This window comes from Microbacterium sp. M1A1_1b (genome assembly GCF_053345565.1).
On record NZ_JBKFAJ010000001.1, the window covers coordinates 860,590 to 879,403 of the forward strand.

Here is an 18,814-nt window from a genome sequence, read left to right on the forward strand (position 1 = left end):
CTTCCTGACGCTTTCTGTTCAGTTGAACTACGCTTTTGCGCATGCTCGACGTTCGACGCCTGGTGCTCCTGCGTGAGCTGTCGATCCGCGGGACCGTCGCGGCCGTTGCCGAGGCGCTCAACCTGACACCCTCGGCGGTGTCGCAGCAGCTCGGCGTGCTCGAACGCGAGGCCGGCGTGCAGCTGCTCCGCAAGGCCGGACGGCGTCTGCAGCTCACCCCGCAGGCCGAGGTGCTGGTGGCTGCCGCGGGCGACGTGCTCGACACCCTCGAGCGTGCACAGGCGTCCGTCGAGTCGACCCTGACCACCGTGCAGGGGCGCATCCGGGTCGCCGTCTTCCAGTCGGCGGCGCTCGCGCTCATGCCGAGTGCACTGCGGACCATGGCACTCGAGCACCCCGACGTGCGGGTCGAGATGGTCCAGCGCGAACCGGAGACCGCGTTGAACGAGACCTGGGCGCGCGACTTCGACATGGTCGTCGCCGAGCGGTACCCGGCGCACGCGGCACCACGCTTCCCCGGCCTGGACGCCCGTGACCTGACCACCGACCCGGTACGACTCGCGCTGCCCCCGGTCGAGACCGCGCTGCGGCCGGTCGACTCGCTCGCCTCGGCCGCCGGGCTGCCGTGGGTGATGGAGCCGCGCGGGGCAGCGTCACGGCACTTCGCCGAGCAGACCTGCCGCCGCGCCGGGTTCGAGCCGGACGTCCGCTACGAGACCGCCGACCTGCAGGCGCAGATCCGGTTGATCGAGTCCGGGAACGCCGTGGCGCTGATGCCCGACCTGGTCTGGGCGGGCAGGTCCACCAGCTGTCGACTGCACGAGCTCCCGGTGCCGGCTCGACGCACGATCTTCACCGCGCAGCGCCTGGCGAGCGCGGACTCCCCGGCCGTGTCGGCGTTCCGCGACGCCCTCGAGCGGGCGGCCTCCATGTCGGGAAACGCCCGATCCTGACACTGTCCGCGATAACGGAATCGTGACCCTGACCAGCGGTTTCCGTGTCCGTCGAAGTCCTACGATCGGACCGCAGCACCGACCCGCGTGCTCGATCTCGGATCTCGTTCCTCGGGGGGACACCTTGTTCACGACCACCACTCACTCGCTCCGTCGCTGCACGGTCACCACGGCCGTCCTGGTCGCCGTCGGAGCGACCACGCTCGGCTTCGGGGCGACCGCGGCGAACGCCGACACCGCGGCGCCCAGCACCACTGTCACCGTCGTGCCGGCTCCCGCGCACGCCGCTCCGCCCGCCGCCGACACCACCGCCGCCGCCGCGACGACGGGCACGGACACGGACCGCGCAGCCGCACCGACGCCGACGCCGACGCCGACACCGACGGCCGACGCGACACCCACCGCGACCCCCACCACGCTGCCGGAACCCGCAGCGACGCCGGTGGCCGTGTCGACGGGGGCACCGGCCGCACCGACGGCGACGCCCGCCGCGACCGAGGCCGCCACTGCGTTGGTGGTGGTGGTCCGTGGGCAGGGCACCGCGACTACCGCGCCGACCTGGTCGATCGCTGCGGACGGCACGGTGACGTACAGCGACTCCCCGGAGGTCCAGTCCGGCGACCCTGCCACGCCGATCCGCGTGCGTCAGGACGGGTCGCTCGAACTCGACGCGCTCGGGTTCGACCAGCAGGGCAACGTCGTCCCGGGGCTCGACGACCTGACCTGGTCGTCGTCGGTGGGAGGCGACACGTTCACGCCGACCGCCAGCACCGACGCGGTCACGCTGCGCTTCGCGCACGCCAGCACCCACGTCATCACGGCCCGTTCCGGATCGCTCACCCGGACCTTCTCGGTCGAGGTCGACCCGCTGACCGCAGCGGCGCCGACGGCCGGCTCGACGACACCGCGTACCCCGACCGGCCAGCTGGCCTTCACGGGAGCCGACGAGACCGGGCCGCTCGCCTGGGCGCTCGGACTGCTCGGAGCCGGCGGCATGCTGCTGCTGCACCGCCTGCGTCGCCGCCGCGCCTGACCGGTTCCCGCGCCGGAGCACGCCGATCGGCGCCTGCTCCGGTGCGTGAGAGCGCACAGACCCCCAACCCGGGTCACAATCCGCGCCGCCGCCATCGTGTCGACCGCGCTACCCGCTACGCTCCGATCACGCCGGAGATTCTCGGCTGATTCTTATGATCCGGCATCCGACCGGACCTGACCCCTGGGGGAACCCGTGCACCGCAGCACCTCCGGCGTCCGACGCGCCTGCGCCGTCGGAACCACCATCGCACTCATCGGCCTGACGACCGGCCTCGGCGTCTTCGCGGCCAGCTCGGCCTCGGCCGCGGAACCGGTCACCGCCACCGCGCCGGCCGACGCCGGCACGACCGACGTCACCACCGACCCGACGACCGGGACCACCGGCACCGACACGGCCGGCACGAGCACGACCGATGCCGGCACCGGCACGACCGGCACGGACACCACCGGCAACGGCACCAGCTCGGGCCCTGGCACCGGCACCACCGACGGCTCGGCCACGCCGACCAGCACCCCGACGCCGACGGCGACCAGCACGCCGAAGGCCACCGCGCCGACGACGACCTCGAAGGCCGCCTCGTCGTCCGCGGCGGCGATCGTGGGTGAGGCGAAGGTCGGCGAGACCCTGCGCGTCGACGCCCCCGAGCTGAGCGGCAGCTACACCTACGCGTGGTCCACCGACGACGGAGTGACCGTCGCGTCCGACAAGAGCTCGTACCCGGTGACCTCGGCCGACCTCGGCAAGCGCATCAGCGTCGTCGTCACCGACTCGGCCGGGGACATCGCCACCGCGACGACCGCCGACGCCGTCACCGAGGACGTCGCGTTCGCCGACACCACGACGGCCGACGCCCCGCGCACAATCGAGGTCACCGCCGGTGACACGGTGGACGAGACCTTCACCGTGGCCAAGGGCAGCGGCGACGTCACGTACGCGCTCGGCTACACCGACCCGGACAGCGTCGACCCGGACAACGACACCCCGGACTCGTACCTGCCGTTCGAAGCCACCTTCGACCCCGCGACCGCGACCCTGTCCGGCACGCTGATCAGCGCCGGCACGTACGACTTCACGGTCGTCGCCAGCAACGGCACCTCGAAAGCGACCGAGTACGTCGAGGTCACCGTCGACCCGGCAGCAGCCGTGGGGATCTTGGCCTCGGCGACCGACCGGTCGAACGAGGACAGCTTCGACGGCGTGCACCCGACCAACGCCTGGATCATCGAGCCCGACGGGCACATCGTCACCATCTCGTTCCCGGCGGACCTCGATCAGGAACCGACCTTCACCGACGGCGGACAGCCCACCGTCAAGCAGGGCGCCTCGCTCTGGGTGAACGGCTCGCCGGTCGACCAGTACGGCAACGACACGACGCAGTACGACGACGAGGGCAACGCCCCGCAGCCGACCGTCACGAGCAGCTACGCCACGGACCAGATCGCCTTCGACGAGGACTCCTTCGCCACGAAGGTGACCTTCCCGCACGCCTCGACCCACGTGCTGACGGTGGCCGAGGACGCGCTCTCGGTGTCCTTCCCGGTCACGGTCGTCCCGACCGTCGCGCCGGTCGCCGCGGTCACCCCGACCACGCCGAAGGGCCAGCTCGCCTTCACCGGCTCGGACACCACGGACGCGCTGCCGTGGGGCATCGCGATGCTCGCCGCGGGTGCCGGCCTGATCGGCTTCCGCACGTTCCGTCGCCGCACCCAGCGCTAGCCGGGAGGCCCGTCACGGCCCCGCCAGCCCCGTCACCGGGGTCGGCGGGGCCGTTTCGTTCCCCGCCCGCACCCCGTCGCGTCGGTAGCGTTGGCCACATGCCCACCCTGCTGCACATCGACTCGTCCGCCGATCTCGCGCACTCCCGCTCGCGCGCCCTGACCGCCACGTTCGCCGACGCCTGGCGCGCCCGGGGTCCGGAGTACACGGTGGTGCGCCGCGATCTGCACACATCGCCGCTGCCGCACCTGGAGACCTCCGCGCTGCACTGGGCCGCCACGGACCGCACCGCCGAGGAGTCCGTGGACCCGTCCGCCGAAGCGCTGCGCCAGCAGGTCATCGACGAACTGCTCGCCGCCGACGCCGTCGTGATCGGTGCCCCGCTGTACAACTACACGGTGCCGTCCACCCTCAAGGCGTGGATCGACCGCGTCCACGTCCCGGGCGTGCTGGCCGGTGACGTGCAGCCGCTCGCCGGCCGTCCCGTCGTGACCGTCGTCAGCCGCGGTGGCACCTACGACGCCGGCACGCCGACCGAGCACTGGGACCACGGGTCGCCCGTGCTCGAGCTCATCCTGGCCAGCGCCCTGGGGATGCGGCAGTACCCGGTGACCGTCAGCGCGACGCTCGCCGATCGACTGCCCGACCTGGCGCCGCTCGCCGACCACGCCGCGGCCGAGTTCCACGACGCGAAGACCACGCTCGAACGGCTCGCCATCACCGTCGTCTGACGGAGGGAGCTCGCCAGCTGCGCAGTCCGCTCAGACCGGAACGAGAACAGTCACGACGCGGTTGCGAGCTGGTGGACGCGCTGGGGCGAGACACCGAGCAGGGACGCGGTCTCGGCGTAGGTGTACCCGTCAGCGCGCATCGCTCGGACGACCTCGCGTGCAAGCGACGCGGCCTCGGCCGCCTCGGTGCGTGCCGCTTCGGCCTTCTGACGCGACACCTCCCACTTCGCGCGGGCGTCGCCCGGCAGCACGAAGCGCACGTCGATCTCGACGTCGTCCTCGGGGACGTCGAGGGTCAGCGCGACGCACTCCCGGGCCATCTACTCGACGTCGGTCACTCGTCGGGCCTGGGTCGCGGCGTCGACCGACGGGATGTCGATCGCCCACCACCGACCTTCGCGATGGGCTCGTGCCTGGTAGACCGCCATGATCGCTCCGTTCATCGCCAGCTCCCGGGGACATCCGGGAATCGCTTCGCCACTTGCCGCACCACACCCGGGCTGATCTCGCCGTGTCGCGGCAGCACCGGTCGCCCCTCGCCGCGGGGCCCACACCACACCTCGTGGCTTCCCTTGATGCGGTCCATCCACCAGCCCTTCGAGCGCAGGAACGTGGCAGGACTCAGGCGGGGCGGATCTCGTCCGCACGACCCAGCAGGTCGGCGTGGAACGCGGTCTGCGTCAGGGCACTCGCCAGCAGGAACCCGGACATGGACTCGATCCCGCCGCTGAACGGCACGCGCGAGGCAACCTCGAACAGCGTCGGTGCGTCTAGCACGTCGAGGGCCGCGGCGACGTGCCGGCTGCGCTCCTCGCGGTGCCGCGCCAGCGTCCGGGCCCGGGTGACCACGTCGCGGAACCGGTACTCGTGCCCGGGGCAGACCTCGAGCGTGGCGTACGCGTCGAGCCGCGCCAGTGACGCCAGGTAGTCGCCGAGCGGGTTCGTGTCCGTGCGGCCGCCCAGCCCGATGCCCGAGTTGATCCGCGGCAACACGTGGTCGCCGGTGAACAACAGCCCGTCCTGCTGGTCCACGAAGCACAGGTGTCCCGCCGTGTGCCCCGGGGTCCACAGCGCCCGGATCGTCCGGCCAGCCACGGGCAGCACGTCGCCGTCGTCGAGCAGGACGTCGGCGAACGGTCGCTCGGTCGCGCCGAGGCCCATCCGCCGGCCGGCGCCCCAGGCAGCGCTGACGCCGGCGCGCAGGTCGTCCGGGATCCCCCACGTGGCGATGTCCGTCTCGTGCCGCTCGGCGTCGACGCGTTCGTCGTCGAGCGCCCGGACCTCGAGCCCGTGCATCGCCACCTGCGCCCCGGACGCCCGACGGAGTGCCGCAGCGGCTCCGAGGTGGTCGGCGTGCAGGTGGGTGACGACGACGTGTCCGACGTCCGACACCGCGCGACCCATCGCCGCCAGCCCGGCGGACAGCACGTCGAGCGAGCCGTCCTCGTCCCAGCCCGGGTCGATGACGGTGAGCACGCCGTCCGAGCCCTCGACCACGTACACCAGCGTGGCGTCGGGCACGCCGAACCGGAACGGGACCGCAACGGTCCAGATACCCGGACGCACCTGTTCGACGGGCGGCAGGACCCCGTCGGCGAGCGCGCGGGCCTGCACGGGACTGACGGGTGCCGGAGGCGCGGCTGCGGGCGGTGGGGACGGAACGGTCGGCACCCGGCCACCCTAACCAGGCGACCGGCGTCGCCGCGGCGATCCGATCCTCCAGTCCGGCCTGCCGCAGGCGGGTAGACAGGGCGCATGGAGATCGCACCGATGCTCGCCAAGGCCGTCGCCGACGTCCCCGAACCCGACAGCGTGCCCGGTGGGCTGCGCTACGAACCGAAGTGGGACGGGTTCCGCGGCATCGTCACCGTCGACGGCGACGACGTCGCGATCGGCAGCCGGGGTGCGAAGCCCCTGACCCGCTACTTCCCCGAGCTGGTCGGGGCGTTCCGCGCGCAGTTCGGCGGTCGGGACCACGCGGTGGTGCTCGACGGCGAAGTCGTGCTGCGGACCGGCGAGCCCGGGCACGAGCGGCTGGACTGGGAGGCCCTGTCGCAGCGGATCCACCCCGCCGCGTCCCGCATCACCAAGCTCAGCGCGGAGACCCCGGCGCAGTTCGTCGCGTTCGACCTGTTGGCGGCGGACGGGTCCGAGCTGGTCGACCTGCCGTTCGACGAGCGTCGCGAACGCCTCGAGGCGCTGGCGAGCGACTTCGCCGATCCGCTGTTCGTCACCCGCACGACCCTGGACGTCGACCAGGCGCGCGCGTGGCTCGAGACGTTCGAGGGGGCCGGGCTCGACGGGGTCGTCGCGAAGCCGCGGACGCGCCCCTACGAGCCCGGCAAGCGCACGATGCTCAAGATCAAGCACCACCGCACCGCCGACGTCGTCGCGATCGGGTACCGCGTGCACAAGAGCGGTAGCGGGGTCGGGTCGCTGCTGGTTGGGCTGTACGGCGACGACGGCGAGCTCCGCCAGGTGGGGGGCGTGTCGGCGTTCTCCGACGAACGGCGGCTCGCGTTGGTCGACGAACTCGACGCAGCGGTGGTCCGCGATGCGGACGGGAGGCCCGTCACCGGTGCCGGGGAACGGTCGCGGTTCTCGTCGGGTCGCGACACGTCGTTCGTCCGGCTGGAGCCGACGGTGGTGCTCGAGGTGCGGTACGACCAGATGGAGGGCGATCGGTTCCGGCACACCGTGCAGTTCGAACGGTGGCGCCCGGATCGCGACGCTGCGTCGTGCGGGTTCGACCAGCTCGAGGTTCCGAGCGCGTACGACCTCCGGAAAGTGCTGTCCTGACCCCAGTTCGTGTCCGTTTCTCGAATCTAGTTAGACAAACTAGTGACCCCGTGGAACGATCGATCCATCGGCACCACGGACGAGTGTCGACCGGATCGGAGCGGATCGACATGAGCCACGCAACCCTCGTTCGACACTCGCAGCGGCACCCCTTCACCGAGGTGCGCGAAGCGCGGCACCAGCGGGCACTGCAGATCAGTGCGGTCATCAGCGGCATCGTCGGCGTGACCGCGACGGCCCTCGCACTCGTCACGATGGGACTCGGCGCATGATCGTCGTCGACGGCATCTCCCCCGCCAACCGCGGCACGTGGTCGCGGCTGAACCGGCTGCACACCGCCACGGTCGACCTGCCGACGCACACCAAGCGCGTCGACGACTCCGACCGTCGTCCGGACCGCCCGACGCTCTAGTCGGCTGCCGGCTGTTCCGTCGCTGGCCGCTTCGCCCGCGAGGGCTGGACGCGCGGCGGTTCGCCCGGCATCTTCGGGAAGTCCGGCGGGAAGGGCAGCTCCCCCAGTCCGTTCTCCAGGTCCCGCTCCCACCACGCCAGCAGTGGCGCGATCGACCCGGGCTGCTCCCCCATGGTCTCCCACGGGTCGCCGTGCTCGCGCAGACGACGGGGCACCGTCAGCACCGTGAAGGTCGTCGGGTCGGCATCTGCGAGTTCGTCCCACCGGATCGGCGTCGACACCGCGGCGTGCGCCAGGGCACGCGGGCTGTACGCGCCGGCCATCGTGCGGTCGCGGTTCGCCTGGTTGAAGTCGACGAAGACGCGCTGTCCGCGCTCCTCCTTCCACCAAGCGGTCGTGACCTGGTCGGGCATCCGCCGTTCGAGTTCACGGGCTGCTGCGATCACGGCGTGACGGACGTCGAGGAACTCGTGCTCGGGCACGATCGGGGCGAACACGTGCAGGCCGCGGTTGCCGCTCGTCTTGATCCACGCGGTCAGACCGACCTCGTCCAGCACCTTCCGCAGTGCTTCGGCCGCGGGGACGGCGTCGTGGAAGTCGGTTCCCGGCTGCGGGTCCAGGTCGATGCGGAGCTGGTCCGGATGGTCGCTGTCCGTGGCACGGGAGGCCCAGGGGTGGAACACGACGGTGTTCATCTGCGCTGCCCACACCGCCACGGCCGGTTCGTCGAGCACCAGCTGCGGGTGCTTCCGGCCGCTCGGGTAGGTCACCGTCACCGAGCGCACGTACTCGGGCGCCCCCTTGGGCGGGTTCTTCGAGAAGAACTGCTCGCCGTCGACCCCGCCCGGGAACCGTTGCAGGGACAGGGGACGGTCGCCGTTCGCGCGGACGAACGGGCCGCCCACGTCGACCAGGTACTGCGCCAGGTCGAGCTTGGTGATGCCCGCGTCGGGCCACAGCACGCGCGATGGACTGCTGATCCGGACCTCGCGGTCGCCGTCCGGGCCGGGCACCGTCAGCGTCGTCGCTTCACTCGCCATGCAGGGGAACCTACTCGGGGTCGTCCGAGGATCACATCGTGTTCCAGTGCAGGTGGCCGCTCGCGTCCGGCCCCTTGCCGCCGCACTGGTACGAACGACCGTTGGCGGCCTGCGCGACGGACCCGTTCTGCGCGTCGGCGCAGAACGCTCCCGGGGTGATCGCGGCGGGAGCCGGCGCGGCGGGGGCTTGCTGCGCAGGGGCAGCCTGTTCCACGGGCGCGGGTGCGGGTACCGGCGCGACGTACGAACCGATCGCGGTGACCTCGGCGACCGGAGGCGTCGTGACCGTCTTGTCCACCTCGTCGCGCGCCGTCTCGACACCGTCGGTCGTCGTGATGCGCCAGGTGGTGGTCAGTTCGCCGTCGACACCGGTGGTCCGCAGCTGGGTCTGCCCCTTCGGCAGTGCCGGGTCGTCCACGGTGGTGCGCTCGAACGGCACCGGCGAGACGGTCGTCGCCTCGGAGACGGTGACCACCGGAGTGGGAGTGGGAGTGGGAGTGGGCGTGGGGGTCGGTGCGTGCGTCGCGTCGACGGCAGCGACCTGGTGCGACTGGGACGGCCCTGCCGCTGTCGCGACGGCACCGACCACGGCTCCCGCGGTCCCGACGCCCCCGATCCACAGCAGGCCGGCGACGACGACCACCACGGTCGCCTTGGTCTTCGTTGTCAGTGCTGCCCAGCGCATCCCTGGTTCCTCTCGATCGCCTCAACCATGAGGGATGCTCCGTCTCCGCCCCACCCCCAGTACGGGATTCCGCGCTCCGGGGACGAAGCCGGGGCAGGATGGGCGTGTGAGCGCGTACCTCGGAGTGGACCTGGCGTGGGGGCTCGGCACCGAGCGGCGCGCGCCGAACGAGACGGGGCTCGCCGCGCTCGACGCTGACGGACGGGTGCTCGACGCCGGGTGGGCCCGCGGTGTCGACGACGTCACGGCGTGGGTGGTCGACCACCTCGGGCCGCGGACCCTGATCGGCGTGGACGCGTCACTGGTCGTGACGAACCCGACCGGGATCCGCGAGGCCGAACGGCAGGTCGGACAGCGCTACGGCCGGTGGAAGGTCGCCGCGAACCCCACCAACCTGGCCTCGGCGGCGAGCGCCGGAGCGCAGGTGCTCGCCCGGCTGACGGCGCTCGGCATCGGGTACGTCAGCGACACGGACACCATGCGGCGGCGGACCGGACCGGCGGTGTTCGAGTGCTACCCGTACACGACGCTCGTCGGGGTCGAAGAGCTCGGCTACGACGACGAACGTCCTCGGTACAAACGGCTCGACACCGCGCTGCCGGCACCCGAGGCCCGCGCACGACGTGCCGTGGCGTTCGACGAGCTGGTCCGTCGGCTGCGGACGACGCCGCTCGACCCCCCGCTCGTGCTCGATGCCCATCCGCGCACGGCCGCGCTCGCGGACCCGTCGGTGTTGCACGGTCCGACGCACAAACACCGCGAGGACCTGCTGGACGGGGTCCTGTGTGCCTGGACCGCCGCGTTCTGGGAGCGACACGGCGACCAGCGTGTGCAGGTGCTGGGAGCCGACCCGGGCCTCCCGTCCGACGCCGTCGACGAACTGGGCCGACAGCCCGTCGTCGTGGCGCCCGCGCGCGGGTCGCAGCGGCGGCCCCGCGGCTAGGCTGGAGACGTGAGCGACGCCCCCGAACCCCTGCGCATCGGCCTGGTCTCGCTGCACACCTCCCCCGGCGACGAACCCGGCTCCGGCGAGGTCGGCGGCATGAACGTCGTCGTGCGGCACCAGGCCGAAGCACTCGCGGACCGCGGCCACCACGTCGAGATCATCACCCGACGGTCCTCGCCCACCCAGCCCGACTCCGTGTCGCTCGTGCCGGGCGTGTGCCTGCGGTTCCTGTCGGCGGGACCGGCCGAACCCGTGCCGAAGGGCGAGCACGACGCCTTCATCGAGCCGTTCCGGCACGAGCTGGCGGCCCTCGGCACCTACGACGTCCTGCACTCCCACCACTGGTTCTCCGGCGTGGCCACGCTGCCGGTGGCGCGCGAACGCGGCGTCCCGCACGTGCAGTCCTTCCACTCGATCGCGGCCGACTCCGACTCGCCACTGTCCGAGGGCGAACGCCCCGAGTCGGCGGGTCGGATGGCGGGCGAGGCGATGCTCGCACGCGACTCCGACGCCGTCGTGGTGATCAGCGAGGCCGAGGCCGACACCGTCCGAGACCGGCTCGGCGGTGACGCTGCTCGCCTGTGGATCGTCCCGCCCGGGGTCGACGGCTCGGTGTTCCGTCCCGCTGCCGCCGGCGCTCGTCGTCCGTCGGTGCCCTACGTCGTCGCCGCGGCGCGGGTGCAGCCACTCAAGGGCCTGGACCTGGCGATCGAGGCCATCGCCGGGATCTCCGAGTCGGTCCGTCCGACCCTGGTGATCGCCGGGGACTCGTCCAGCGAGGCCGGCGACCACCTCGCCGAGCTGCAGGCCCTGGCGACCTCACTGGGGGTCGCCGACCGGGTCACGTTCATCGGGCCGCAGACCCGCGCCGACCTGGCGCTGCTGTTCCGCGGGTCGTCGGCGGTGCTCGTGCCGTCACACTCCGAGACGTACGGACTCGTCGCGCTCGAGGGCTCGGCGTCCGGGGTGCCGGTCGTGGCGGCCGCCGCGGGTGGCCTCCGCGAGGCCGTGGTCGACGGCGAGACCGGGGTGGTGCTCGAATCGCGCGCGCCCGAGGTGTGGGCCGCCGAGATCGAACGGATCCTGACCGAACCCGCCTACGCCGCCGGCCTGTCCGCCGCCGGCCGCGAGCACGCCGAACGCCTGAGCTGGGACCGTTCGGCCGCCGGCCTGGAGCGGGTGTACCGCCGGGTGCTCGGGCGGGACTGATGGGCCGGACGCTCGACCTCGGCCCGTTCTGGGCGGCGCTCGACGCGGTCCCGGTCGCGGACGACGCCGAGGCGCTCTACGACGTCGCGACGGCCGACGGTCAGCTGCGCCGCGAGAACCTGACGCGGTACCTCGACACGGTCGGGCCCGGAGCGGACACCCTGCTGGTGGCCGAGGCCCCCGGGTGGCGTGGGATGACGAACACGGGCATCCCGTTCACGAGCATGCGGGAACTCGGGCCCGAGTACCTGACGCCACCCGAACCGACGGCGCCGTGGGAGGCGTCGTCGCGCGTCGTGCACGCGGCGCTCGAGGGGTGGCGTGGACCGCTGCCCGTCGCGTGGGCGATCGTCCCGCACCACCCGTTCGTCGGGACGGACCGGCTGACGAACCGGACCCCGCGTCCGTCCGAGGTGCGCGACGGCGCCCCGGTGACGCTGGCGTTGCTGCGGGCACTCGGCGCATCGCGGATCGTCGCCGTCGGACGGAAGGCGCAGGGCGCCCTTGCGAGTGCGGGCATCGACGCGGTCGCGGTGCGACATCCGGCACAGGGAGGCGCGCGGCAGTTCACCGAGCAGCTGGCGGCGCTGTCCGACTGAGCCCGCAGCGGTCCACCGGGGTACTCCGGACCGTCGGCGCGCGCCGGAGGTCAGGCCGGCTGGATGTCCACGCCCTTGGCGGTGAGCGCCTCGGCCACGTGCGGGGGCAGGCGGGTGGCGACGTACACCGTGCGCAGCGCCGGCAGCTCGACGACGTCGTCCCAGTTCTGCGGGTCGAAGCGGTCGTCGGTGCCCTCCCACCCGGGGTGCACGTCCTGCAGGACCTCGAGGTCGGAGTCCACGGTCAGCTCGGAGACCAGCGCCAGGTGCGAGGGCAGCAGGTCGAGGTCGTCGTAGTACTCGCGGGCGCGGCCGTCCTGCCCCTCGACGTCGATGTCCTCGTCCGACTCGTCCGCAGCGTCGGCGTCGTAGGGCTCGAGCACGTCGAGGTCGTAGCAGAGCACGTCGAGCACCAGCAGCTTCGCGTTGAAGTCGGCGAACTCGATCGGTTCCTCGGTGGTGTTCGACTCGTCGTCCATGCAGCGGATGCTAGCGGCGCGGTCCGAGCAACGCCTGGCTCTCCGCTGGGGCGTTTCGCGCAGGACACGAGCGTGTTGCGATGCCCGGCGAGAACTCTGTGAGACTGGACAGGGAAGCCGCCACGGTGGACAGTGTGGTGCATGGCCACAACCGACACCGAGCGTCCGACGACCGAGCAGCCCGAGCTGCGCCGCGTCCTCGGTCCCAAGCTGCTGCTGTTGTTCATCGTCGGGGACATCCTCGGCACGGGCGTCTACGCCCTGACGGGTCAGGTCGCCGCCGAGGTCGGTGGAGCGGCGTGGCTCCCCTTCCTGATCGCGTTCGCGGTCGCCCTGCTGACGGCGTTCTCGTACCTGGAACTCGTGACGAAGTACCCGCAGACGGCCGGCGCGGCACTGTACGTGCACAAGGCCTTCGGCGTGCACTTCATCACGTTCATCGTCACGTTCATCGTGATGTGCTCGGGGATCACCTCGGCGTCGACGGCATCGCGGGCGTTCGCGGCGAACCTCGGCGTCGGCTTCGGGCTGGAACTGCCGAACAGTGTGGTGATGCTCATCGCGATGGGCTTCATGCTCGCCGTCATGGCGATCAACTTCCGCGGTGTCAGCGAGAGCGTGAAGACGAACGTCGTGCTGACCCTGGTCGAACTCAGCGGTCTGGTGATGGTGATCCTGATCGGGTTCTGGGCGATCGCGGGCGGCAACGCGGACTTCTCGCGCGTGGTGATGTTCGAGACCCCCGAAGACAAGAGCCTGCTGCTGTCGATCTCCACGGCGACGTCGCTGGCGTTCTTCGCGATGGTCGGCTTCGAGGACTCGGTGAACATGGCCGAGGAGACCAAGGACCCGTCCAGGATCTTCCCGAAGGTCATGCTGACGGGCCTCGGCATCACCGCCGTGATCTACGTGCTCGTGTCCATCTGCGCGGTCGCCGTCGTGCCGATCGGAGAGCTCGCCGGCAACGAGACGCCGCTGGTCACCGTGGTGCAGACCGCGGCCCCGGACTTCCCGATCGGCAACCTGCTGCCCTTCATCTCGATGTTCGCCGTGGCCAACACCGCGCTCATCAACATGATGATGGCGTCGCGGCTGCTGTACGGCATGAGCAAGCAGGGCGTGCTGCCCGGGTTCCTGTCGAAGGTGTCGCAGACCCGCCGCACCCCGTCGACGGCGATCGTCTTCACGACGCTCATCTCGCTCGCCCTGATCGGCTGGGTGTCCCTGAGCCCGGACTCCCCCATCGTGGTCGTGCTCGGCGGCACCACGTCGCTGCTGCTGCTGTCGGTGTTCGCCGTGGTGAACCTGTCGGTGCTGGTGCTGCGACGCGACAAGATCGGCCACAAGCACTTCAAGGCGGGCATCGTGATCCCCGTGATCGGCGTGGCCACCTGCCTGTGGCTCGTGCTGCCGTTCTCGTCCGGTCGCGCGATCGAGCAGTACCAGATCGCGGGTGCCCTGCTGGCGCTCGGCGTGCTGCTGTGGGTCGTGACGTGGTTCACACATGGTCGCAAGCAGACCGAGAAGGCACCCACCGGCGTCGTCACCGAGCCGACGCAGGTCGTCCACGCCGATGCCAGCGCACGCACCGACGCCGACACCGACGCCGACCGCGACGGGCGCTGAGCACCGGGCACCTGAACTGGGGCATGTCGAGGGCGGCCGTTCCCAGGCCGCCCTCGTACCCTCGTCCTGGCACCCGGACGGAAGGACCCGAACATGCACCGTGTCGGCATCACCCTGGCGTCCGTGTTCGGCGCCGGGATCGTGGCCGTCGGCGTCGGCGTCGTCGTGCTGGTCGTCATCGCCGTCAACTCGCTGTCCGGCCTCGCGGGTTCGACCTCGACGCCGCAGGCCGTCACCTGCCCGTCCGCCGCGTCGAAGACGATCGGCGGCATCGTGGTCCCCGAGGGGCCGGTCGCCGGGTACTGCCAGGACCGCCTGGTGAACGCCGCCTACGTCATCCAGGCCGCCCGGTCGCTCGGCATCGGCCCGCACACCCAGGCGGTCGGGGTGATGACCGCGATCGGCGAGTCAGGCCTGCAGAACCTGGACCACGGCGACGCCGTCGGACCCGACAGCCGTGGACTGTTCCAGCAGCGGGACAACGGCGCCTGGGGCACGTACGAGCAACGGATGGACCCGTACACGGCGGCGTCGATGTTCTACGCGAAGCTGGTCAAGGTCCCCGGGTGGAAGACCATGACACCGACGCAGATGGCGCATGCCGTGCAGGTGAACGCCGACCCGGACCACTACGCGAAGTCGTGGCCGACGGCGAAGGCCGTGGTCGAGGGGCTGACAGGCCAGGACGTGCCGGACACCGCTCCCCAGGGCTGACGCCCCGGCTCAGTCCGAACACCGGTCCGCCGGACGCCGGCCCGCCGAACACCGGCCCGACCGACGCCGGCCCACGCCGAACGTCACGCCGCTGCCCCGGTCACCTCGTCGTCGTCGAGCTCGACCATCGCCGCACCGCCGTCGTGCACGACGACCTGGCCGCGCAGCCGCACGTGGTGCTCGCCGAGGACGCAGGCCATCGCGTCGACCCACTCCCAGTCCACCGGGCTGAGGTCGCGGGCACCGGGGCGCTCCCACGCCAGGACGACCTGCGCGGCGTCGACCTGTTCCACCAGGTCGGCGACCAGCGCGCCGAAGTCCTCGACGTGGTCGTCGGGCTGGTACGGCAGGTCGGCGATCGGCACGACCAGCTGGATCGGGATCCCGCGGGCAGCGAGGAAGAGCACCCAGCACTGCCGCCGGATGGGGCGTTCGAGGAGGGCGACGACGAGGTCGACCACGTCGTCGTCGGTACGGACTGCGGTTCGCTCGAGTCGTTCGAGCACGTCGGTGTCTGGCATGGCTCAACGGTCGCGGACCACACGCGCCGACAGCGGACCGGGACCACAACTGTGGACGAACCAGATCCGGCGCCGACCTGTGGAGGAAGGAGGAGCGGATTCAGATGCCGTGCGTGATCGCGCTGTCGACCAGGGCGAGCGCCCCGAAGAACACCACCACGACTGCCACCAGCCCCGTGAGTGGGATCGGCCACGCCAGCCGACGACGCACCAGGCGGAGCACCGAGAACACGATCGCGAGCGCCACGGCCAGTGCCACGAGCACCGGCCCGGCGTACACGACCACGCCGCCGAGTGTCTCGTCGCAGCGGTTCCCCGGAGCCGTGCACGACCCGAACCCGAGCGACAGGAACACGATCCCCCACCCGGCGACGAGCGCGACGACCGCGTCGATCGACAGCAGGGTGATGGTGGCCACCAGGTCCGCCACACGACGGCCACCGACCACCGGGCGCCGGACACGCACACCGGGCCCGGCCGGACCGGACCCGGACGGCGCCACCGGCGCGGTCATCGGTGTCAGCGAGACCCGCCGCGCGTGGACCACAGCGACGCGGCGATCAACAGGGGCTGCCCGAACAGCCGGCCGATGCGCTTGGTGTCCGAGTCCAACCCGAAGGCATTGCGACGGTTGAGCCACTGCGAGATGTTGCCCGGGAACACGGCCACGAAGAACCACGCCAGCAGGTTGCCGACGAACCGGCGGCGGCCGCGCGGCGCGAGCAGGAGCGCGGAGCCGAGACCGATCTCGGCGACGCCGGAGGCCAGCACCGTGGTGTCGGTGTCGAGCGGCACGAAGTCCGGCACCTGGGCCTGGAAGTCCTTCCGCGCGAAGGTGAGGTGACTCGTGCCGGCGAAGACCAGCGCGAGTCCGAGCAGGACACGGACGAACGAACGCATGCACCCAGCATGCCCGGCCCGCGGGTCCAGCGCACGCCGACGCCGAGGACCCGCGTCCGTCGGACGCCACGAGCATCGGTAGGTTCAGCACATGACGGCGACGCCCCGTGACCACGAGCCCCCCGCGGCACCCGCGTCCGTCGCCGTCGTGCTCGGCTGCATCGCCCTGTACCTCGGCCTGCTGATGCCCGCCGCCGAGCTCACCCAGCACGCCGTGCTCGGCGGGGCGTTCGGCGTGGTCGGGTTACTGAGTGGCTGGCGCGCCCTCGCCATCGCGGGACGCCGACGCGGTCCGCGGTTCTGGGCGTGGACCGGCATCGGCATCGTCGGGCTGGCGTTCCTCGCCATCGCGTACCAGGTGGTGTTCATCCTGACCGGCGGCGCCGTGCCGGCGCCGTTCTGGTCGCCCTACGCGACCCCCTGACGGACTGGAGGCCCGGTGCCGGCCCGCCACCGGGCCTCCCGTCCGACACGACGCACCGGACGTGCCGGACGCGCCGCAGGACCGCCGCACACACCGCGCGCACAGGGTGCAGAGTGGGCGCGTGACAACGACGCCGCGACCCACCCTGTTCCGCCGGAAGCCGATCGAGGAGATCGACGACGACACCGGGGGCGAGGGCGGCCTGAAGCGGCACCTCGGGCTGTGGCAGCTCACCGCGATCGGCATCGGCGGCATCATCGGCGCCGGCATCTTCACCCTGGCAGGCACCGTCGCCCACGGGGTCGCCGGGCCGGCCGTGCTCATCTCGTTCCTGGTCGCCGGCGTCGCGAGCGCTGCCGCGGCACTGTCGTACGCCGAGTTCGCCGGCCTGATCCCCAAGGCGGGCAGCGCCTACACGTACGGGTACGCCGTGCTGGGCGAGATCGTCGGCTGGTTCATCGGCTGGGACCTGCTGCTGGAGTACACCGCGATCGTGGCGGTGGTCGCGATCGGCATCTCCGGCTACGTCGGGTTCCTGGTCGGCCAGTTCGGCATCGACCTGCCCGCCTGGATGCTCGGTGCCCCGGGCACCGGCGACGGACACGTGGTCGACGTCTTCGCGATCCTGCTCTGCCTGCTGACGGCGTTCGTGCTGACCCGGGGCATCCGGAGCGCTGCCCGGTTCGAGTTCGTCGCGGTCGGCATCAAGGTCGCGCTGGTCGTGCTCATCGTGGTGCTCGGCGTGTTCCACATCAACAGCGCCAACTACGACCCGTACTTCCCGTTCGGTTTCGGCGGCGTGATGACGGGTGCCGCGACGGTGTTCTTCGCGGTGTTCGGATACGACGCGATGTCGACCGCGGCCGAAGAGTCCATCGACGCCCGCAAGCACATGCCCAAGGCGATCCTGCTGTCCCTGGCGATCTCGATGGTGCTGTACGTGCTGGCCACCATCGTCCTGACCGGCATGCAGGACTACAAGAACATCGACCCGGCGTCCGGGTTCTCGTCCGCGTTCGCGTCGGTCGGGCTGGGCGGCGTGGCGAACGTCATCGCGATCGGCGCCATCGTCGGCATCGTCACGGTGCTGATCACCTTCATGCTCGGCGCGTCCCGCGTGTGGTTCTCGATGAGCCGCGACGGCCTGATGCCGAAGTGGTTCTCGAAGACCGACCCGAAGCGCCACGTCCCGACCCGGGTCACCTGGATCCTCGGCATCGCGTCGGCGGTGCTGGCGGGCGTTCTGCCGATCGGCGTCGTCGCGGAGCTGACCAACATCGGCATCCTGCTGGCGTTCGTGGTCGTCTGCACCGCGGTGATCGTCCTGCGCTACACCCAGCCGGACCTGCCCCGGCAGTTCAAGCTGCCCTTCATGCCGATCGTGCCGGCCGTCGGGGTCATCGCGTCGCTGTGGCTCGTGACGTTCCTGCAGTGGGAGACCTGGGTGCGCTTCGCCGTGTGGTTCGCGATCGGGCTCGGCGTGTACTTCGGCTACTCGCGCAAGCACAGCAAGCTGGCGGCCGAGCAGCAGCGCTAGCGGCGGTGCTTGCCCGCCGACGCCGTCGGGTCGGCCATCGGGTGGTTGCGGAACCACCGCAGCAACTCGCGCGACCGGCTGCGGTCGGCGCTGGCGTCGCCGGAGGCCAGGAAGTCGCTGAACCCCTCGGGCACGTCCTGCGGTTCGGCCCGGTCGAACGCCATGGTCCACTCCGGGAAGCGCCGCGTGTGCAGCGACTCCTCGACCAGCAGTGCGACGTCGCCGTGCCGGTCGTCCGCCAGGATGCGCGCGTACGTCGCCATCACCGGGTCGTACGGTCCCTCGAGCAGCTGCATGAAGCGCCCGGCGCGGTGCACGAGCAGACCGGTCAGGCCGTCCGCCGTGTTCCGGGTGCGCGCGTGCTCGAGCAGGGCGTCGAGCGCGTCGTCGTCGAAGGGTTCCTTGGCGGAGCTCATGTAGAGCAGTGACTGCAGCATGGTCCCACCAGCCTGCCCCTCGGGCGCCGTGCGCGACAGCCCCACTCCGG

The 18,814-nt window shown here is 71.6% G+C and carries 25 protein-coding genes; 14 read left to right on the forward strand and 11 right to left on the reverse strand.

The genetic code is table 11. The annotated features are described in order from the left end of the window. The first annotated feature begins 41 nt into the window (after positions 1 to 41). The 4 genes from ACLBWP_RS04250 to ACLBWP_RS04265 all read left to right on the forward strand — a co-directional run bounded on the left by ACLBWP_RS04250 (position 42) and on the right by ACLBWP_RS04265 (position 4,436). Complete coding sequence (locus ACLBWP_RS04250) at positions 42 to 953, forward strand: LysR family transcriptional regulator (protein ID WP_447654178.1); 912 nt, start codon at positions 42 to 44, stop codon at positions 951 to 953. A 124-nt stretch (positions 954 to 1,077) separates the two neighbouring features. Continuing rightward, on the forward strand, positions 1,078 to 1,986 hold the full coding sequence (locus ACLBWP_RS04255; RefSeq protein ID WP_447654179.1) for a hypothetical protein: 909 nt from the start codon (positions 1,078 to 1,080) through the stop codon (positions 1,984 to 1,986). A 195-nt stretch (positions 1,987 to 2,181) separates the two neighbouring features. Continuing rightward, positions 2,182 to 3,705: a hypothetical protein gene (locus ACLBWP_RS04260; RefSeq protein ID WP_447654180.1), complete on the forward strand. Its 1,524-nt coding sequence runs from the start codon at positions 2,182 to 2,184 to the stop codon at positions 3,703 to 3,705. 98 nt (positions 3,706 to 3,803) lie between these two features. After that, the gene (locus ACLBWP_RS04265) at positions 3,804 to 4,436 is read left to right on the forward strand and encodes an FMN-dependent NADH-azoreductase (RefSeq protein WP_447654181.1); all 633 of its coding nucleotides are present in this window, start codon (positions 3,804 to 3,806) and stop codon (positions 4,434 to 4,436) included. 50 nt (positions 4,437 to 4,486) lie between these two features. On the opposite strand, the gene ACLBWP_RS04270 is transcribed toward ACLBWP_RS04265, so the two are convergent. From ACLBWP_RS04270 to ACLBWP_RS04285, 4 genes are read right to left on the reverse strand one after another with little or no spacing between them, the layout of a single operon-like run. Continuing rightward, on the reverse strand, positions 4,487 to 4,756 hold the full coding sequence (locus tag ACLBWP_RS04270; RefSeq protein WP_447654182.1) for a sigma factor-like helix-turn-helix DNA-binding protein: 270 nt from the start codon (positions 4,754 to 4,756) through the stop codon (positions 4,487 to 4,489). Next, positions 4,757 to 4,879, reverse strand: a complete 123-nt coding sequence (locus ACLBWP_RS04275) for a hypothetical protein (protein WP_447654183.1) — start codon at positions 4,877 to 4,879, stop codon at positions 4,757 to 4,759. It lies immediately after the preceding gene. After that, entirely contained in the window at positions 4,876 to 5,061 is a 186-nt protein-coding gene (locus tag ACLBWP_RS04280; RefSeq protein ID WP_447654251.1) for a type II toxin-antitoxin system HicA family toxin, read from the reverse strand. The genes ACLBWP_RS04275 and ACLBWP_RS04280 overlap by 4 nt, the downstream gene beginning before the upstream one ends. Then, positions 5,058 to 6,107, reverse strand: coding sequence for an MBL fold metallo-hydrolase (locus ACLBWP_RS04285; protein ID WP_447654184.1), 1,050 nt, complete (start codon positions 6,105 to 6,107; stop codon positions 5,058 to 5,060). Before ACLBWP_RS04285 ends, ACLBWP_RS04280 begins: the two co-directional genes overlap by 4 nt. 84 nt (positions 6,108 to 6,191) lie before the next feature. Between ACLBWP_RS04285 and ACLBWP_RS04290 the strand changes: the two genes are divergently transcribed. From ACLBWP_RS04290 to ACLBWP_RS04300, 3 genes are all read left to right on the forward strand, one after another. Next, positions 6,192 to 7,235, forward strand: coding sequence for an ATP-dependent DNA ligase (locus ACLBWP_RS04290; RefSeq protein ID WP_447654185.1), 1,044 nt, complete (start codon positions 6,192 to 6,194; stop codon positions 7,233 to 7,235). A 110-nt stretch (positions 7,236 to 7,345) separates the two neighbouring features. Beyond that, on the forward strand, positions 7,346 to 7,507 hold the full coding sequence (locus ACLBWP_RS04295; RefSeq protein WP_243563784.1) for a hypothetical protein: 162 nt from the start codon (positions 7,346 to 7,348) through the stop codon (positions 7,505 to 7,507). Beyond that, positions 7,504 to 7,647 carry a hypothetical protein gene (locus ACLBWP_RS04300; protein WP_243563785.1) on the forward strand — a complete coding sequence of 48 codons (144 nt, stop codon included), beginning with the start codon at positions 7,504 to 7,506 and terminating at the stop codon, positions 7,645 to 7,647. Before ACLBWP_RS04295 ends, ACLBWP_RS04300 begins: the two co-directional genes overlap by 4 nt. Here the strand turns inward: ACLBWP_RS04300 and ligD are convergent. Together ligD and ACLBWP_RS04310 are read right to left on the reverse strand one after the other, a co-directional pair. Continuing rightward, positions 7,644 to 8,687, reverse strand: coding sequence for a non-homologous end-joining DNA ligase (gene ligD / locus ACLBWP_RS04305; RefSeq protein WP_447654186.1), 1,044 nt, complete (start codon positions 8,685 to 8,687; stop codon positions 7,644 to 7,646). The genes ACLBWP_RS04300 and ligD overlap by 4 nt on opposite strands. Positions 8,688 to 8,718: 31 nt before the next feature. Further along, positions 8,719 to 9,372: a G5 domain-containing protein gene (locus tag ACLBWP_RS04310; protein WP_447654187.1), complete on the reverse strand. Its 654-nt coding sequence runs from the start codon at positions 9,370 to 9,372 to the stop codon at positions 8,719 to 8,721. Positions 9,373 to 9,478: 106 nt separating this feature from the next. On the opposite strand from ACLBWP_RS04310, the gene ACLBWP_RS04315 reads away from it, so the two are divergent. From ACLBWP_RS04315 to ACLBWP_RS04325, 3 genes are read left to right on the forward strand one after another with little or no spacing between them, the layout of a single operon-like run. Beyond that, the gene (locus tag ACLBWP_RS04315) at positions 9,479 to 10,315 is read left to right on the forward strand and encodes a DUF429 domain-containing protein (protein WP_447654188.1); all 837 of its coding nucleotides are present in this window, start codon (positions 9,479 to 9,481) and stop codon (positions 10,313 to 10,315) included. A gap of 9 nt (positions 10,316 to 10,324) precedes the next feature. Continuing rightward, positions 10,325 to 11,527: a glycosyltransferase gene (locus tag ACLBWP_RS04320; protein ID WP_447654189.1), complete on the forward strand. Its 1,203-nt coding sequence runs from the start codon at positions 10,325 to 10,327 to the stop codon at positions 11,525 to 11,527. Beyond that, entirely contained in the window at positions 11,527 to 12,126 is a 600-nt protein-coding gene (locus ACLBWP_RS04325; protein ID WP_447654191.1) for a uracil-DNA glycosylase, read from the forward strand. The genes ACLBWP_RS04320 and ACLBWP_RS04325 overlap by 1 nt, the downstream gene beginning before the upstream one ends. Positions 12,127 to 12,176: 50 nt before the next feature. Here ACLBWP_RS04325 and ACLBWP_RS04330 read toward each other — a convergent pair whose 3' ends face one another. Continuing rightward, complete coding sequence (locus ACLBWP_RS04330; protein ID WP_447654192.1) at positions 12,177 to 12,605, reverse strand: DUF6892 domain-containing protein; 429 nt, start codon at positions 12,603 to 12,605, stop codon at positions 12,177 to 12,179. Positions 12,606 to 12,746: 141 nt separating this feature from the next. Here ACLBWP_RS04330 and ACLBWP_RS04335 point away from each other — a divergent pair, with 141 nt between their 5' ends. Both ACLBWP_RS04335 and ACLBWP_RS04340 read left to right on the forward strand, forming a co-directional pair. Then, on the forward strand, positions 12,747 to 14,231 hold the full coding sequence (locus ACLBWP_RS04335; protein ID WP_447654193.1) for an APC family permease: 1,485 nt from the start codon (positions 12,747 to 12,749) through the stop codon (positions 14,229 to 14,231). A gap of 93 nt (positions 14,232 to 14,324) precedes the next feature. After that, positions 14,325 to 14,945, forward strand: a complete 621-nt coding sequence (locus ACLBWP_RS04340; protein ID WP_243563793.1) for a hypothetical protein — start codon at positions 14,325 to 14,327, stop codon at positions 14,943 to 14,945. Between the two features lie 83 nt (positions 14,946 to 15,028). Here the strand turns inward: ACLBWP_RS04340 and ACLBWP_RS04345 are convergent, their stop codons facing one another. From ACLBWP_RS04345 to ACLBWP_RS04355, 3 genes are all read right to left on the reverse strand, one after another. Then, entirely contained in the window at positions 15,029 to 15,466 is a 438-nt protein-coding gene (locus ACLBWP_RS04345) for a hypothetical protein (RefSeq protein ID WP_447654194.1), read from the reverse strand. 100 nt (positions 15,467 to 15,566) lie between these two features. Further along, complete coding sequence (locus tag ACLBWP_RS04350; RefSeq protein ID WP_447654195.1) at positions 15,567 to 15,980, reverse strand: hypothetical protein; 414 nt, start codon at positions 15,978 to 15,980, stop codon at positions 15,567 to 15,569. A gap of 5 nt (positions 15,981 to 15,985) precedes the next feature. Next, complete coding sequence (locus ACLBWP_RS04355) at positions 15,986 to 16,366, reverse strand: DoxX family protein (protein WP_447654196.1); 381 nt, start codon at positions 16,364 to 16,366, stop codon at positions 15,986 to 15,988. Between the two features lie 91 nt (positions 16,367 to 16,457). On the opposite strand from ACLBWP_RS04355, the gene ACLBWP_RS04360 reads away from it, so the two are divergent. Both ACLBWP_RS04360 and ACLBWP_RS04365 read left to right on the forward strand, forming a co-directional pair. Beyond that, entirely contained in the window at positions 16,458 to 16,790 is a 333-nt protein-coding gene (locus tag ACLBWP_RS04360) for a hypothetical protein (RefSeq protein ID WP_447654197.1), read from the forward strand. A gap of 121 nt (positions 16,791 to 16,911) precedes the next feature. Next, a complete protein-coding gene (locus ACLBWP_RS04365; RefSeq protein ID WP_447654199.1) occupies positions 16,912 to 18,327 on the forward strand; it encodes an amino acid permease in 1,416 nt (471 codons plus the stop codon). Here ACLBWP_RS04365 and ACLBWP_RS04370 read toward each other — a convergent pair. Then, positions 18,324 to 18,764 carry a BLUF domain-containing protein gene (locus ACLBWP_RS04370; protein WP_243563799.1) on the reverse strand — a complete coding sequence of 147 codons (441 nt, stop codon included), beginning with the start codon at positions 18,762 to 18,764 and terminating at the stop codon, positions 18,324 to 18,326. The genes ACLBWP_RS04365 and ACLBWP_RS04370 overlap by 4 nt on opposite strands. Between the last annotated feature and the right edge of the window lie 50 nt (positions 18,765 to 18,814).